The sequence below is a fragment of the Citrobacter rodentium NBRC 105723 = DSM 16636 genome (assembly GCF_021278985.1).
Classification (GTDB): domain Bacteria; phylum Pseudomonadota; class Gammaproteobacteria; order Enterobacterales; family Enterobacteriaceae; genus Citrobacter_A; species Citrobacter_A rodentium.
The window spans coordinates 2808703-2826227 of sequence record NZ_CP082833.1 but is presented as its reverse complement, the minus strand read 5'-3'; the positions used below and the strand labels follow the sequence as shown (position 1 = coordinate 2826227).

At 42.7% G+C, this 17525-nt stretch carries 6 protein-coding genes and 3 pseudogenes; 8 read left to right on the top strand and 1 reads right to left on the bottom strand.

All coding sequences use genetic code 11. From position 1 onward, the window contains the following. Positions 1 to 24: 24 nt before the first annotated feature. From K7R23_RS13305 to K7R23_RS13275, 7 genes and pseudogenes are all read left to right on the top strand, one after another. Positions 25 to 231 carry a hypothetical protein gene (locus K7R23_RS13305; protein ID WP_012906810.1) on the top strand — a complete coding sequence of 69 codons (207 nt, stop codon included), beginning with the start codon at positions 25 to 27 and terminating at the stop codon, positions 229 to 231. Next, the gene (locus tag K7R23_RS13300) at positions 192 to 1358 is read left to right on the top strand and encodes a site-specific integrase (RefSeq protein ID WP_012906811.1); all 1167 of its coding nucleotides are present in this window, start codon (positions 192 to 194) and stop codon (positions 1356 to 1358) included. The genes K7R23_RS13305 and K7R23_RS13300 overlap by 40 nt, the downstream gene beginning before the upstream one ends. A gap of 57 nt (positions 1359 to 1415) precedes the next feature. Continuing rightward, the gene (locus tag K7R23_RS13295) at positions 1416 to 3149 is read left to right on the top strand and encodes an AAA family ATPase (RefSeq protein ID WP_024132794.1); all 1734 of its coding nucleotides are present in this window, start codon (positions 1416 to 1418) and stop codon (positions 3147 to 3149) included. Positions 3150 to 3228: 79 nt separating this feature from the next. After that, positions 3229 to 4110, top strand: a complete 882-nt coding sequence (locus K7R23_RS13290) for a DNA adenine methylase (RefSeq protein WP_012906813.1) — start codon at positions 3229 to 3231, stop codon at positions 4108 to 4110. Between the two features lie 303 nt (positions 4111 to 4413). Continuing rightward, positions 4414 to 4779, top strand: a pseudogene (locus K7R23_RS13285) (integrase arm-type DNA-binding domain-containing protein); the annotation flags it as partial. Positions 4780 to 4928: 149 nt separating this feature from the next. After that, positions 4929 to 6064 (top strand): IS3 family transposase gene (locus tag K7R23_RS13280; protein WP_217968131.1). Its coding sequence is split into 2 segments (ribosomal slippage): positions 4929 to 5175 and positions 5175 to 6064, totalling 1137 coding nucleotides; the frame shifts between segments, so codons are not numbered across the junction. A 73-nt stretch (positions 6065 to 6137) separates the two neighbouring features. Further along, positions 6138 to 6998, top strand: a pseudogene (locus K7R23_RS13275) (IS3 family transposase); the annotation flags it as partial. Positions 6999 to 7004: 6 nt separating this feature from the next. Here the strand turns inward: K7R23_RS13275 and K7R23_RS13270 are convergent. Then, positions 7005 to 7235, bottom strand: a pseudogene (locus K7R23_RS13270) (transposase); the annotation flags it as partial. A gap of 659 nt (positions 7236 to 7894) precedes the next feature. On the opposite strand from K7R23_RS13270, the gene K7R23_RS13265 reads away from it, so the two are divergent. Continuing rightward, positions 7895 to 17521, top strand: a complete 9627-nt coding sequence (locus K7R23_RS13265; RefSeq protein ID WP_012906815.1) for a DUF3491 domain-containing protein — start codon at positions 7895 to 7897, stop codon at positions 17519 to 17521. Positions 17522 to 17525 lie beyond the last annotated feature (4 nt).

The window sequence follows — 17525 nt, the reverse complement described above, 5'->3', positions numbered from 1 at the left end:
TGCAGCCGGGCAATGGAGAAATTTATGCTGAGCCTCGATTGTGTTCCCATCTCAACTTATTGCAAAGAGACAGGCGAAACTCCTGATGCGATCAACAAGCGCGTACAGCGCGGTGTGTGGCGTGAAGGGGTTCAGGTGCTGAAAGTCGAAGGCGTTAAGGAGAGATGGATAGATCTTAGTGAGGTTGCAAAATGGGCCAGACAGAATCGCCTAAACTCCCGCGCGGCGTAACCATCAGGAAACATCGCAACGGTCAAACCATCAATATTACTTTTACATATAAAGGGGTGAAATGCCGTGAGCCTCTTTCTAATCTGGACGTAACCCCTAAAAATATCAAATACGCCGAGCGCACACTCGGCGAAATCCATAACAAGATCGAAAGGGGAACGTTTGTTTACGCGGAATACTTTCCCCGTTCTACCCGATTAAAAATTTTCGGAAACGCTGCCGCAGGAAAAACGGTGAAGATGTATCTGGATGAGTATCTGGTGATCTGCGAAACGAGGAAGCTTTCCCCTTCGACAATAGGCGGGTACAAGAAATGCCGAAGCGCATTGTCATCACTTCATATTTATCCTGCAAGTGAGTTGACGCCGGCTGCATTGAAGACATGGATCCAGAACCAGAAAACGACATTGAAGACCATCCGAAACCAGTTGTCATTCCTGCGTTCTGCATTGGATGAAGCAGTGACAGATGGTGTGCTTCAGATTAACCCTGTATCTCTGGTAACAGCCTCACGATACCAAAGTGATAAATCAGAGGCAGAAAGTAGTTATGTGGTTGATCCGCTATCACCAGCAGAAGTTGATGCTTTGCTCTCTGCTACTGGCAATAAGCAGTGGGAGAATCTTTTCCGGTTCGCGATACAAACAGGGCTGCGTAGTTCCGAATTGTGTGCTCTTCGTTGGCGTGATATCGACTTTGTAGGGAAGACTGCCCATATCCAGAGCGCCAGTGTTGTTGGTGTGATCAAAGGGACCAAGACAAAAGCAGGTACCCGTAAAGTTGAACTCACAGATGAAGCAATGTCGGCTCTGATAAATCAGAAACCGTTCACGTTCATGAAGGGCGCTACTGTCTTTGAGGATCCAAAGACCAATAAGCCGTGGGCAAGTGCTGATGCAATTAGAAAAAAGGCATGGGTGCCGACATTGCGAAAGGCTGGTATTCGGTACAGAAACCCATATCAGACTAGACATACATTCGCCACATGCCATATCAGCCGGGGAACAAACTTGTTCTGGCTTGCGACTCAAATGGGACATAAAGGCCCAGAGATGCTTTTCCGTCACTACGGCTCATATCTGAAGGAATATGATGGACAAACAAGCCTGAAGAAGATAAAAATATAATCCATGTCTGAATTATTGGCCGCAATTTGTGGCCATTTCATGGAACAAGGTACAAACATGGCAAATCCAATAACCAAACTAAAAAAAATAAACGTTGTAAAATTTCGAGGACTAAAAAATATAAATATAGAATTTGGTTCGCGACTAACTGTTATTTGTGGTAAAAACGGCACATCTAAATCGACAATTCTTGGTATTATCGCCCAAATTTTTAGTTTTACAAAAGATCTGTCTAAGAACCCCGAGGTTGATTTAACACAATATAAGACATTAACTAATGGCACCTTCAAGTCAGCTTTCAGTGAACATTTTAGACTTTCAGAACAATTTGATACTGCAGGTTCAATGGAAGTCAGGATTAGTGTTTATGATGGTGCATCTAACAAACATCTTGAAAAGCTAACATTGGGTCTATACAGCTCCAGTGACAGGGATAAATCAAGGCCAATAGTCAGGGGCAATGATTCCATACCGGGGAAAAACCAAAGTAGAAACGTCACTCATCCAGTTATTTTTCTAAGCTTAGCAAGACTTCTCCCTATTACTCTACGGACTGATTACTCAACAAGGGATGTTCAGTATATCAATGAAAACGCAGATGATATAAGAATAATGAGCAATCAACTCTTACTTAAGAATAATGGGTGCTCAGTAACAGCCACGAAAGGGACGATCGATTCAATGGTCGTACACGGCGATAATTACGACCATCAATCAGTCTCTGTTGGTGAGGATAATGTTGGACAATTAATTCAAGCAATATTTTCCTTTAAAAGGCTAAAAGAACTTTATGACGATTATCATGGAGGTATTTTATTAATTGATGAAGCGGACGCAGGTCTTTTCCCTGCTGCTCAGTTAGAATTAATTGACATTCTAGCTAAAGCAGCTAAAAAATATGACTTGCAAATAATCATGACTTCTCACTCACCATTAATAATAGAAGATATTTTCAATCGTTCCAAACAAGATGCCAACGGATTTAAAACAATATATCTGACAGATACTTATGGTGATATTAAAACAAAAGACAATCTATCATGGGCCGATATCAATGCTGATTTGCATGTTGAAACTGTAAAAATAAATGATGAGATTAGCCTTCCAAAAGCCAACGTATATTTTGAAGATAAAGAAGGCTTCGATTTTTTCAAACAATTGATAATTGATAGAAGAATAAACAGAATATTGAATCCATTAGGAAACATAAATATTAGTTGTACTGCTATCCTAGATTTAATGGCTAGAAAAGTCCCTGAGTTTACTAACAAAAGCCTAGTTGTCTTAGACGGTGATGTTGCTCTCGATAACAGTGACAATGCTAAAAAAGCGAAAAAAGAGAGAAGCTTATGCTTGCTTCCAGGCATTCTTCCCCCAGATCAAATGATTTTTGAATTCTTATATAACTTACCTCCAGACGATATATATTGGAACAATAAAAATAGATTTACAAAAGCAGTATTTATGAAAATAACAAAAGACATAATTACAACATTAAAAATAAGTAACTATCCTATTGATTTACTAAATTCTATAGAGAATTATAAAAAATCAAACAAAAACCATGGCGGAGTGGTTAGAAAACTATTTAAAGATTTTGTCCATACGCCTGAGTTCCTAGCACAAGTAAAAGGGCGAGTTAAAGATAATCCTTATCGATATTGGGTCGAGAAACACCCCGTAGAATCCGATAATTTCAAGCATGAATTAATCAAAAACCTTAAAATTATTATGACAAATGGACATGGCGTTGACTCTGCTACCATCACTTCGTATCTGTCTGGCAACTAATTGATTGAAAAGGGCTTTATATGATGGCCATAAAGCCCTTTTTTTGATATACTTTAGACTTGACATTTAGAGGTATCATATGCGTTTTAACACCCCACTTCGTTATCCTGGCGGCAAAGGCAAGCTTTCTAATTTCATGCTTCGGATTATTGAAGATAATAAGCTTTCGCCTATACATTATGCAGAGCCATATGCTGGGGGTGCTGGTTTAGCGCTGAAGCTGTTACACTTAAATGTAGCTGAAAAAATCATTCTTAATGATATTAATATCTCAGTTTATGCTTTTTGGCACAGTGTATTAAATAATGCAGATCATTTATGTGCTTTAATTGAGGATACTGAAGTCACAATGGATGAGTGGTTCAAACAGAAAGAAATAATTAATCATCCAAGAGACCATGATATGCTAACAATTGGTTTTTCTACCTTTTTTCTTAATAGAACAAATCGTTCTGGAATATTAAAAGGCGGTGTAATTGGTGGTAAAAATCAAGAAGGGCAATGGAAACTTGATGCTCGTTATAACAAGAGCGATTTAATTTCTCGGATTCAGAAAATATCAAAAAACCGTGAAAGAATAGATTTGTATAACATGGATGCAATTGATTTCATAAAAAAAATAGTTGTTCAATTGCCTAAAAAATCATTAACATATTTAGATCCGCCATATTATATAAAAGGTAAGGGATTATATATCAATCATTATGAACATAGTGACCATGTTAATGTTGCAAAAGTAGTGCAGCATGATATTAAAACACCGTGGATTGTTTCTTACGATAACACTCCTGAGATCCAAGGTATGTATAAGGCATCATCATTAGTGTATGGAATAAACTACAGTGCTCAAGATCGATATAAGGGCTCAGAAGTGATGTTCTTCAGTAAACGATTGAAAGTCTTTAAAACCGATGATCCAACTAAGGTAAAAGCACCTACCAATAAAAATGCTATGAGCTAGACGACTACCCACGGACAGAAAAAGCGCCGTAAAAGAGCCGCAGCAAAGTCACTTTTTAATAAATCATTTTTAATCAAAAAGATAATAAGTTTCGGACGCTGGTTCAACTCCCGCCAGCTCCACCAAAATTCTCCATCGGTGATTACCAGAGTCATCCGATGAAGTCCTGAGAGCCCGCATGGCGCAAGCCCTGCGGGCTTTTTTGTGCCCTCAGTTTGTCCCGAACTAATTAAATCCGAACCTTTTAGGCACCTCATAAAGCTTTATTGTTTTTGAGGTGCCTAAAACTATGGAAACCCGGGAATGGCAAGACAAACCAAACCTCTATCCGTTAAAGAAATCGAATCTGCTAAACCCAAGGAAGCGGACTACGTTCTCTATGATGGCGATGGTCTTGAGCTACTTATCAAATCCAGCGGGAGTAAAATTAGGCAGTTTCGCTACATTCGCCCTGTCACCAAGAAACGTGCGAAGAAGAGCATAGGCCCCTACCCGTCAGTTACGCTTGCCGATGCCAGAAACTATCGAGCAGAGTCTCGCTCTCTCCTTACGAAACAAATCGATCCACAGGAACATCAGCAAGAGCAACTTCGCAGTTCGCTTGAAGCTAAAATCAATACTTTCCAACTCGTGGCTGAACGATGGTGGAATGTGAAGAAAGCCAGCCTATGCTCAAACTTGGACTGACCCCGCCCCGGTAGACGATCCTGCCCTATAGTTGGACTGACCCCGCCCCGGTAGACGATCCTGCCCTATAGTTGGACTGACCCCGCCCCGGTAGACGATCCTGCCCTATAGTTTGAGCATAGGAGGAGCGTATGGGCACACCACGATTTACACCTGAATTTAAGGAAGAAGCCGTCCGTCAGATAACGGAACGCGGTTATTCCGTCGCCGAAGTATCTGACCGTCTGGGCGTCTCTGCACACAGCCTCTACAAGTGGCTACGGGCTATCAAACCTGATAACAGCGAGCAGCATGCCCGGGATTTACTGGAAGCGAAAAGCGAGATCCTGAAACTCCGGGCGCAGCTAAAACGCACCGAAGAAGAACGGGATATCCTGAAAAAGGCCGCGCGGTACTTTGCAAGGGAGCCCGACTGAAGTACCGCTTTATCAATGAGCACCGCACTGTATGGGGTGTGATGACGATGTGTCGGGTACTGAATGTCGCCCGGGCCGGGTTCTATGCGTGGCTGCATAACCCTGTCTCGGCGCGTGATAAAGATAACCAGCGCCTGCTGATACTTATCCGCGACTCATATTCCCTGAGCGGAGGCGTATACGGTTACCGGCGGGTTCATGGCGATCTGAACGAAATCGGGGAAACCTGCGGTAAAAACCGGGTGGGTCGGATCATGCAACTGAACCGGATTAAAGCCGTGCGCGGCTATAAAGCGCCACGTCGTATCGCTGGCAGGCCTTCAATCGTTGCTCCTAATCGCGTGCAGCGGCAGTTCACCGTTGTCCGGGCCAACCAGGTCTGGGTCACCGATATTACTTATATCCGCACCTGGCAGGGCTGGCTGTATCTGGCGGTGGTTATCGATCTCTTTGCCCGTAATGTGGTCGGCTGGTCGATGAAACCCACTCTCTCGCGCGAACTGGCGCTCGACGCGCTGATGATGGCGGTCTGGCGCCGAAAACCGGACGGCGAGGTCATCGTACATAGCGATCAAGGTAGTCAGTACGGCAGTGACGACTGGCAGCGCTTTTGCCGGGCCAATCACCTGGCACCGAGCATGAGCCGGCGTGGCAACTGCTGGGATAATGCGGTGGCCGAATCGTTCTTCAGTTCACTGAAAAAAGAACGCATCAGGAAGAGAATATACAAAACCCGGGCTCTGGCCCGGGCGGATATCTTCGATTACATTGAAGTGTTCTACAACCGGGCCCGGCGCCACAGCCACCTCGGCGGCGTCAGTCCGGAGGCCTTTGAACAGGCCTCGTCGTGAGGACAGAATTTGTCTACAGGCGTGGGGTCAGTCCACCTATAGGGCAGGATCGTCTACCGGGGCGGGGTCAGTCCAAATAACCGTTACGCGAGCATGCCAGTTCCTGGGGCACAGCAGACAGTCATGGTATCAGGACAACACAAGGCGCAGAAAACGGCAGGAACATCATGCTCAGATTCTTGATTTTGTTGCCCGCGTCAGGTGTCGTCAGCCGCGAATCGGTACGCGTAAACTGCATTACCTGCTGAATACTCAGGCCAATAAAATGCTGAATATCGGACGAGACCGTCTGTTTAACCTGCTGGATGAATACCGGCTCCTGGTGCCAGTGAAACGGGCATATCACAAAACCACCCACAGCCATCATCGCTTTTACCGGCATCCTAATCTGCTGAAACCCGGTCCGGGGCAGGTTACTGCCCTTGAGCCTGAGCAGGTCTGGGTTGCCGACATTACTTACCTTCCGCTACGCAGCGGCACGGCTTATCTGAGTCTGGTAACAGATGCCTGCTCCAGAAAAATTATGGGTTATCATGTTGGGGAAAGTCTGCATACGGAAAATGTGGTAAAGGCGTTGAGGCAGGCACTGAAGCGGAGAAAAACAGCGGGTCCCCTGGTACATCACTCTGACAGAGGGCAGCAATACTGCTCAGCGCTTTATCAGTCAGTCCATGAGAGAAACGGAATAACCTGTTCAATGACCGATGGTTATGACTGCTACCAGAATGCGCTGGCTGAGCGAATAAACGGGATCCTGAAAAATGAGTTTTTACTCTCGCGCCCTGCAGATCTGGCACAAGCCCGGGAAATGGTAAAAGAATCCGTGGCAATTTATAACCATGAGCGGCCACACCTTGCCCTGAATTACAAAACGCCCGATGATGTTCATCAGGCGTTTTACAGACAGAAAACTGTCAACCTATATCAGGACTAGTCAGCCACGTTCGTCAGTAACCCGCTTTAACTCCTTCTGGAGTCGGCGGATCTCGGTCTGAGCATCTGACTGCTCTTTGTTGGTCGAGGAGTCCGGCCCGTACTTCTTTATCCAGGCGTAAAGACTGTGGGTAGTAATATCGAGACGTGTTGCGACGCTGGAAACAGAATGGCCACGCTCAACAACCTGTTTTACCGCTTCAATTTTAAACTCTTCGGAATAACGTTTACCGCTCATGGGCACCTCTCTTTAAGTCATCTTAAATGACTCTGGGGCGTCTGTTAAATCCGTGGAGATTCATATTTGGCACCTAGTTTTGTGAGACGGAGAAAATAGTACAGCACTGAGAAATATGTAACTTTTACAAATTTGGTATTGACAATAGTCTATTGCTGGTTGTTAATATTTCAAAAAAAGCCAGTACTGTTTGCCAGAGAAAAGCAAATATGCGGTAGCCTTATTTACAAGGATTGTATAAAGCAAAACAATATACAATTCCTGTGTAAAACTTAAGATTTTTATGATTATTCTAAAAAACAAAGCTTAACATAGCCCCAAGGTTAAAGAGTCACTTTAAAACCTAATAAATAATCTTTCATATATCAGAAACAATTACGAGGATTAGTAGACTGGCAGTTTTCAGATTTATTCTTATTTGTCTGCAAAGTCACATGCCAGAATACATGATCTATGTTGCAGATACACGTTACGTATGTAGGAAAACCACCAAGAGATATTTATATAAAGGAGAAGTAAATATATGAGTCGTATATTGGTTTTTTGGAGTAAATTTTATTTAATCACATAGGCTTCCTGATTAAAAATTCAGCAATGAAATTTTTTCTAAGTTTATTTATTCATTAAATCACAATTATATTTAAAATAGAGATGTAATTATGAGGCTACCAGAAAAGGTTCTCCCCCCAGTCAATAATGCTCTATTAGTGCAGGATAAACGAAACAAGTCGAAGGATATTACAATTTTTAAAGAAAATTCTCAACGCAATATCAGGCCAATTAGAACGGCATCAGAAGCCCGACTACGCTTCTTTGACAAAATGGTTTTGCAAGAAAACTCTCTGGATAATGTTGTTTCTATTGGAAAAATGATTCAGAAAGAAATGCAGGGATATGAGCAAAGAACATTCTCTCCAGTCTATCATACAGGTAACTGGAAATCATCGTTGTTACACCACGCATTACTTGGGCTATCAAATTTTTATAATGGTCTTCAGGCAACAGAAAAGCCTCTTTCTTTAAATAGATATAATATAAAGAGCACAGAAGCTTCCAGAGATATTCCTGATACAGAAATAAAATATAGTGAATATGCAATAACATCAAATAATAACGTTGATAAAAGTAATAAATTAATAAAAAAAGGAAGTATGGTTGGTAACAATCTATTGAAGGAAATAACAGAAGAATCAAAAAACGACAGTCAGCTTTCTCAGTCATATAAATTACTTAGAAGGAAAAAACGATCTCCTGTAGTTGAAGATAAATTCCAATACTCGCTAACCCCAGAAAACATTGACCAGAAACTTTCACTTAGTGACGAACAGAAAAAAATCCACGAAACAACAATTATAGACATAAAAAAATCCATTGCAGAATACAATCTTTTAACGGAAAAAAACAGTCGCAATGGTTTAAAACTACTACAGAAGCAAGCAGACTTACTGAAAGTAATCAAGGAAGAAATTCCTGCAACAGAAACTACTAATAAAAACATGGAGACTATTATAGCAGATATAAAAAAAGAATACCAATCACATACCGTAGATATCGAGAAAAATATTCATGCCATATGGGTAGCGGGTTCTCCACCTGAAAGCATCTCTGACTATATTAAGACCTTTCTGAAAACCTATAAGGAGTTTACTTATTATCTTTGGGTTGACAATAATGCTTTTGGTGCGGCGAAATTTACCAGTATCTTAAAACAAATCGCATTTGATTTAGCATGTAAAACTATACAACAGAACACACCACAAAAAAGCATCGATTTCATTATTGAATATAATGAAATAAGGGAGAAATTCAATAACAGTCCATCAGACCAACAGAAGTACTTAGAGAAACTCAGAGAGCTTTATGATTCTTATCAAAAAACATCCTCCCCCCTGAAACACATGTTTAATGCACTTTTTTTAGAAAACATGATTAAACTTCAGGATAATTTCTTCAACTACTGTATTATGAAGGGAGTTACAGATATTAATGATGAGTTACGAGTAAACTATCTCAAAAATGTGATAAATCTGTCAGAAGATGATATTGATAGTTATCACAAAACCATTAGCGATAATAAAGAGAGAGTGAAAAGACTGATTCATAAATTACAGAGCGAGTTTGGTGAAACGCGTATTTCAATTAGAGATGTTAAATCTTTACATTCTCTCTCAAAATCAGAAAACAATCATAATTACCAAACGGAAATGTTGCTCAGATGGAACTATCCTGCTGCCTCAGACCTGCTCAGAATGTATATTCTAAAAGAACATGGTGGTATTTATACTGACACAGATATGATGCCAGCATACTCTAAACAAGTAATTTTTAAAATTATGATGGAAACAAATGGAGATAATCGTTTCCTGGAAGACTTAAAGCTACGTCGTGCAATATCTGATGGTGTATTAAGACATGTTAATAAGCAAAATATAGATGAAGTTAACTATGATGGAATCAGTGATGCAGATAAAAATATTATAAAAAAAATATTAGCAGGAATATCTAAAATTCCTGAAGACAATATTTTCACTAAGATTGATACAAAGATCCCACGAGATACAATGCCGATCCTTCGTCGCTATCATCTATGGACTGACGGATGGAATATACGTGGGCTTAATGGGTTCATGTTATCACATAAAGATAGTGAAGTGGTTGATGTTGTTATTGCAGGCCAGAATCAAGCTTACCGGGAACTAAGAAAAATAAGAGATAATGTCCAGAATCAAATATACTTCAAACAAACTGATGACTTATCTTCATTTTCAGTTACAGACAAAGTTGGTGGGGTGCTGGTAAAAAAATATCTTTCAGGAAGTCTTTTTTCCAATTTCAGACAAGATACTATTATTCCGGAAGCATTGAGCACCCTCCAAATATCAGGCCCTGACTTGATCCAAAGAAAGATGTTGCAATTTTTCCGAGGTAGAGGAATGTTAGGTGAAGACTTCATCAATGATAAAAAACTAGGTGATAAAGCTTATATTGGTGTATACAAAACAACAGGTACAGGAAAATATGACTGGTTAAACCCTGTGTCGGTCGGCGTCAATGATGTCACTCCCGCAGATGAAAGTACCTGGTGCATAGGAAGAGGCCGATGTGTTGATGACTTCCTGTTTAAAGATGTTTCAGCAATGAAAACAGAAAATCTCCCAGAATTATTCTTAACAAAAATAGATACGGATACGTTTTTCTCTCAGTGGTCCACCAAAACCAAGAAAGAGCTGCAAAAGAAAGTACAAGACCTTGCTGAGCGTTACAATGAGCTAATTGACTCATCAGCCATCGACTTTAAAAATCTTTATGAAATAGATCAAATGCTCCATATTCTTATGTTAGAGGTGAATGATGACATAGCCAAAAGGTCATTATTTTCATTGCAGGTGCAAATAGCCGAAAAAATTCGAAGAATGACCGTTCCTGTAGAGAACAGAATTAATATCTACCCTGAATTATATAAACAAAATGAAAATAATCTCAGAATGTCTATAAAAGCATTCCTTGCAAGCAACCCACAGACACAAATAAATATTTTTTATAGTGAAAAGGCTGAACATAATATTTTAATAAAGGATTTGTTCTCCTTCGCCGTTATGGAAAGGGAATTAAAAACTATTCTTGATGGTATGAGTAAGTATAAGACCCCTGAAAATTGGGAAGGAAGGGTAAAGTTACAAAAATATCTTGAATTAACAATAAAAGATCATCTTGGCTTGCTATCTTCTCAGGAAGCAAATGAGCTTCTTGAAATATCTAACTTTATTTATGAAAATGATTTTCTGAAAGAAAAGATTGAAACAGTCAAAGACAAAGTAAATTCTCATGAGCTCTATTTTGAAAAAATAAAAAAAGATCGTAATTTATGGCGGGACATTTCCACAAAAGAACAAAAATCTCAGCTTATTAAATCATTAAAAGAAATCTCAGGAAATTCAGAAAATAATATTGATTATGAAAAATTTCTTGAAGCATTTTTAAAAAGATATAATGAAAACATTCATGGGAAAATACAAAAAATAGCAGACGAGTTCAAGGGATATTTCCGTATAGGTGTACATAATATGGACAAACTTATCTTCAAGGAACAAGTTCTTGATCGACTTCATAGTGAAGGATATGTATTTTCTGATATTAACACCCTGTCTCATTACACAATAAATGGACTAGGGATAACAGGTGTACACACTGCAGAATGCCTGCTACCGGCACCATCCTCTTCCTTAATTAATATATTAAAAGAGTACTATAGTGAAGATGATATTAGTGGGAAATTACCACTAGTATATGATTATCTTTTGAACAAAAGAGAATCAAACTCTATTTCTGTTGAAATTTTAAAGAAACTATCCAAATTATCTCCACTTGAACTACTGACCCCTATTCTTGGTCAAAGTGTTAATTCTTTGGGAATGGGCTACTCATCCATTAACGGAAAAATTACAGAACAGGTGATGGTCAGTGCTGCTGATGGTTTTGACAATTTGGTATCTGAGGTTATGAATTTATATATTGAAGATTTATATAAAATCCATATAAACATGCGAGAAAAAACACTAAATGAGAATAATCTTCGCCAACTTCTGCAAAACTCTTTTTCTTCATGTTTTTTGAGCGATCAGAATATTAATAAATTGCTCAGTGAGACAGAAAAAAGACCTTATCAGTCTTTAACAGAAATACATCAGCATCTCTCTGGATTACCAACTCTTGCTGATGCAGTCCTTCCTTTACTCTCTGCCGCATTACCCAGCTCGGGAAGGCTATTGCGCCGGGAGCAGGACTATGGACGTCCACCAGTTACAGCAATTCAGGATTCCACATTTGTACTCCCTTATAATTTCAAAGGTATTGGTTTTAATGAGAACCTTATATCTTCTGCACCTGTAGTCTCTTCCTTACATTTTATCGTTGAACACGCCAAATATACCCTGTTGTCATGGCCTGAATTTTACCGTCACCATGCACAGGGATGGTTCGAAGTGGCCAAAGGATATGGCAGCCAGAATATTGACTTTCACCCTCAGTCTCTATTGATCTCCCAGGAAGGACGCTGTATGGGCTTAGCCTTACTTTATCTCCGGACTGAAAATACCGCTCATTATGGTGTTCTACAGGAAAACCTGATGACAGTCAGTGCTCTTCATCAGACCTATGAGCGCGATAAGTTGCCTCTGACAAAAGATGATAATGCCCTGATGACCAGAGCTTATCGTCTGACTGAAATGCTACAGTATCAGGGGAACAGCTATATTGCCAACAAATCGCTACTACAGAAGGCAGTATGGAATCCAGAAAACCTAACCCAACTGTTTCATGAGAAAGGCGTTAAACGTGCTCTAATAACCACGCCTACCCATACATTGGTGCTACAAAAACTGGAAAATATTTACCGGATCACTGATCCAAACTTTGGGCATGCAGATTTCCTTTCTTCCCTGGATGCTCTGAAGTTTATTGAGGCTGGTATACAATTAACTCCAACACTTCAGGAACATTATGGTGTATTAAACAAAGAAATTAGTGAACATATACAAGTACATTATGCCGATTCAGATATTATCTGGAACAAGCTGCTGCCAGTAAATGATGCTGGACTGAGCACCCGTCTTCAGCACACCACCGCTGACCGTCTGGCACAACTGGCTGAACCGGTCGCGGTTGCTGGCGTCTCCCTGCCAGTAAAAATGCTTTATGATATCGGAGCCACCCTTGACGGCCGGCGTATCACTTCTCTCCCCACTCCGGAGCAAATCCCCTCCCTGCGTCTGAACGGTGAGGTGCTGCATGATTACCTCTCCCGCACAGTACTGACAACAGAACAGGCTAATAACATAAGAAAAATTCTGCAGACTCAGGGACTGTATAGTGGCACCCGCCTAATCGATCCGGATATGATTCGCGGGACGTATGATGATATGGCCTCCTCACAGGTTCGCCTGCAACGGCAGGCAACGCGGGTTAAACAGCAACTCGCCGGCGTACTGGAAACTCTGCAGCAACGCTTCCAGAGTGTTACCCGCTCATCCGGTCGTCATCTTTCTGTGGAACAGATTGAACTGACTGATGTCGGAAGCGGGCGATTCAGTCTTCAGGTTCGGGACGGAGAAACATTGCATCCTGTTTCTGTTGAAGCCCCGGATGTGGTATCCCGTTTTCAGAAACTCTCTACCATGCTTTCAGCCCTGCCTGCCAGCGGGGTCATGGATTTCGATCTCGGCATGAGTGTGGTCGGTATTGTTCAGTATGCCCGCATGCTACAGCAGGGGCAGGAAGACAGCACCCTGGCCAGGCTCAATCTGGCTATGGATATCAAACAACTTTCCGAAGCCACTCTCGGCAGCATGATTCAGATTGCCGGGAATAAATTTCTCAATACAGAGGGTATTCAGGGATTCAGACTGGAAAGTGCCGTGGCTGAAGGTCTGCGCTCAGCGGCAACCCGTACCGGAGGCACAATGGGCAAAGCACTCTCCGCCAGTGCCCGCGTTCTTGAACTGCCCGTACTGGAAACCGCTCTCGGTACCTGGAATCTGTACAACAGTGTCACCCAGCTCCAGCAGGCCACACGCCATTCTGATATTATGGCTGCCCGGGTACAGGTCGCCTTTGACTCCCTCTCTCTGGGGCTGGCTGTTGCTTCCGCGGTCTTCCCTCCTCTTATTATTGCCACCGGGCCTGTTGCCGCTATTGGTATGGGAGCATCCAGTATTGCCCGCAATGTGGCACTGAAAGAAGAACGCCATGAACAATGGCTGGAATATAAAAAATTCCTGACTGACGGCAGTAAACACATTGTCGTGGCCTCTCCGGAAAGAGGTTTGCTGGATTTCTCCGCAAACCAGGTACTTGGAAAAATGGTGCTGGATCTGCGTCAGTCCCCCCCTCTCCTGACCGGTGAACGCTCTTTTAACGCTGACAGAAAAATCGGTCATCGTCCGGACCTGGGGGACTGGCAGATTCGTGAGAAGGTGGGCTATGCCTACAGCATCAGCCCCTACTACGCCCTGGCACATGGTTACGCAAACAGTAAATGGCCCCGGTCCCTGCCGGAAATCCCTGCCGGAGAGTATGACACCATTATTCTTGGCTACGGTAAACAGTATAAGGCCAATACGGAAATAGAGTATCTGTCCAACAAAGTGGTCTGGCGGGAAGCTGTAGCGGACAGTACTTCCCGCGACCGGCGTCCTCCACTGGAAGTGCTTAACAGCCAGTGTACTGTGATAGCAGGAGAGCGTAAAACCACAGTCCTTCCCCTGAGGGTGCTTGATGAACTTACATCAGAACGTACAGAACAGGCTATATCGTTAAAAGATTATAAATTCATACTGAAAGGGGGCAGCGGTGGACTGACTGTTCAGGTAGGCGGAGCGGGAAATTATGATATTGATGCAAATCCTGCGGCACAAGAAAATATACTCTCCTTCCGTGGGCTGCCGGAAGAGTTTCCGCTCACCTTTGATTTATCAAAACAAACGCAGCCTGTCATGCTGAAAACAACAGACGGTGAGGTGCCGGTAATGACCATCACCCAGAAGGGGATAACCACCCTGGTAGGAACAGCCGCCGGTAAAGACAGACTAACAGGTAACGATGAGGACAATACCTTCCATACGAGCTCCGGTGGCGGTACTGTCATCTCTGGTGGAGGGAATAACCGCTATATTATCCCCCGCGATTTAAAAACGCCGCTGACACTGACGCTGTCTAATCACTCACTCTCTCACGAAATCCTTCTGCCAGAAACAACCCTGACAGAATTAAAACCTGATGCCTTTGAGCTGAGTCTGATTTACTGGGCCGGGAACAATATAAAAGTTCAGCTGGAGGATGAGACACAACTGAACCGTTTTGCCGGAAACTTCAGGGGGCATACCCGTGATGGCATAACTCTGGAGGCTGTTTCCCGGGAAAAGGGGACTCAGCTGGCGGTTTCATCATGTGATGTTCAACGCTGGCAGGCTGTTTATCCGGAAGAAAACAACAGACCGGATGCCATACTGGACAGGCTGCATGATATGGGCTGGAGTCTGGCACCGGAAGTCCGGTTCCGGGGGGGAGAAACATTCGCCAGCTATGCCCCCCTGACTCATCAGCTCGTTTACCAGCTTCAGGAGCGTTATTCGGAATTCCGGCTGACCGGCAGCCGCCATTATACCACGACTGTAACCGGAACCCCCGGAAGCCGGTATATTCTCATGGAGCCGGATACAGCACAGATATCACCGGTACAAATCATACTGGCCGGTGACAATGACCACCCGGAAACAATTGATTTGCTTGAGGCCGGTCCTGTTCTGGTTGAAGGGAAAAAAGACAAAGACAGCGTGATATTGACGGTTGCTACGATCCAGTATTCCCTTCAGCTGACAATATCCGGGATCGAAGACACGTTACCCGGTACAACCCGTGTGTCAATTCAGCCCCAGGATACCCGTTTGCTGAGTGACGTACTCCGGCTGTTACCGGAGGATGGTAACTGGGTGGGGATTTTCCGGAGTGGTTACAGGCCAACGATAAACCGGCTGGAAACGCTGATGACATCAGACCATGTAATGACGTTCCTGCCCCGGGGAGCCGGAAGTGCAGACCAGGTATTGTGCCTTGAGAATCTGAGTGGCGCCAGGAAAAAACTGGAAGGTGAATTACTCTCCGGCACGCTAAAAGGAGCATGGAAAGCCGATGGTAAGCCGCCGGTTCCGGTAAATATCTCGGAACTGAATATCCCTCCCCATTCACGGATGTATCTGGTTTTTGAAGGAGAAAAGAATGTGTTGCTACGCAGTAAAGTACATGCAGCTCCGTTGAAAATAAAATCCGGCGGAGAGATGCGGTTATCTGAAAGGCAGTGGCAGCAACAGGACAGTATTATTGTCAATCCCGACAAGTATGCCCCCTCATTAATACTTGAGGAATTTCGTCGTTTCAGTATTTCATCAGATGAAACATTTTCTTTAAAACTGATGTGCCATCAGGGTATGGTCCGTATCGATCGCAGAACATTATCTGTCAAACTTTTCTATCACCGTGAACAGACCGGTATTGGAAGTTTGCGTATAACGTTCAGGAATTTTTTCACAGAAGTGATGGATACAGAAGACAGTGAAATAATCGAGAAAGAACTGAGGCCCATTCTGATAGGTGACACACATCGCTTTATTAATTCCATTTATAAAGAGCATCTGAATGTAAAGTTAGGAGATGGAAACCTGAATCTGGCGGAAATCGTTATGGAGCACGCCCGTATTCAAAAGAAAGAAACGTCAGAAATAATCCATACAAGTCATGGTGCCATGCAAAAAAGTCCAGAGGGACTTTCCCTGATGGAAAATGCAATTACGACTATCAGTTTCACAACGGATTCGGGGAAAAAATTTCCGTCCTTCCACTCATGGTTCATTGAGGGATTATCTGAACGCTATGAGAGCTTACCTGCGACACCGAAAGCAGAGAGCTTATATTACCTGACACCAGAAGGTGACCTGCAGATAACATATCAGGTAGCTGAAAAAATGGTGAATCAGGCAATGATTGTCTCCCTGCCAAACTACCGGCAACAGTGGGAAAAATATCCTTTAAGTATTTTATCCGAAATCCCTCAGAACAATAATACTGTTGTGCATTCAGTCCTCAGGGTCAATGGACCCACAATGCTGAAGCGCACCATTGATTACAGAGGGACAGATATAAACAGTCCTGTAGTATCTTTTTCAGATACAACTTTCATAGATGGTGAACAGATGCTGAGTCATGGCTCGCGTTCCGCAAGACAATTCCGTTCCAGAGAAGAATATATGCTGTGGGAATTACAACAACGGGTATCTGAAGCCCCTAGCGCCCGGGCACAGGATAGCTGGTTGATGGATACTGTGGCAAGAAACGGTGAATGGAAAATCACCCCTGAAATATTGCGACACGCATCGGGATACGTCAGAACCACGGTGTCAGAATGGCCTTACGGATGGCTAAAAACAGGCACGATACTCCGGACTCCGGAAGATAAAAATACAATGGTATACCTGACCACCACGCAGAACAGTGTATTTCATCGTCAGGGCTCCGGATATCAGGTATATTACCGTATAAGCAACATTTATGGTGCGAATATAGTGGATAATGAACCTGGTGAAACCCTCTGTACTCTCAGGCCTGAAACATGTTTTGAAGTGACAGGTGTGGATGAAAGGCATTATGGAAGGAATATTATTTATGTCCTACTGGCTCCCTGTAGCAAAGACCACGCAGGGCAAAGTAAAACGCCAGGCGGTGACAGCCTTTTTTAACTGA

Excerpts from the sequence above, each read along its gene's own strand:
- K7R23_RS13300 (WP_012906811.1), top strand. The coding sequence starts at position 192 with ATGGGCCAGACAGAATCGCCTAAACTCCCGCGCGGCGTAACCATCAGG.
- K7R23_RS13290 (WP_012906813.1), top strand. The coding sequence starts at position 3,229 with ATGCGTTTTAACACCCCACTTCGTTATCCTGGCGGCAAAGGCAAGCTT.
- K7R23_RS13305 (WP_012906810.1), top strand. The coding sequence starts at position 25 with ATGCTGAGCCTCGATTGTGTTCCCATCTCAACTTATTGCAAAGAGACA.
- K7R23_RS13265 (WP_012906815.1), top strand. The coding sequence starts at position 7,895 with ATGAGGCTACCAGAAAAGGTTCTCCCCCCAGTCAATAATGCTCTATTA.
- K7R23_RS13295 (WP_024132794.1), top strand. The coding sequence starts at position 1,416 with ATGGCAAATCCAATAACCAAACTAAAAAAAATAAACGTTGTAAAATTT.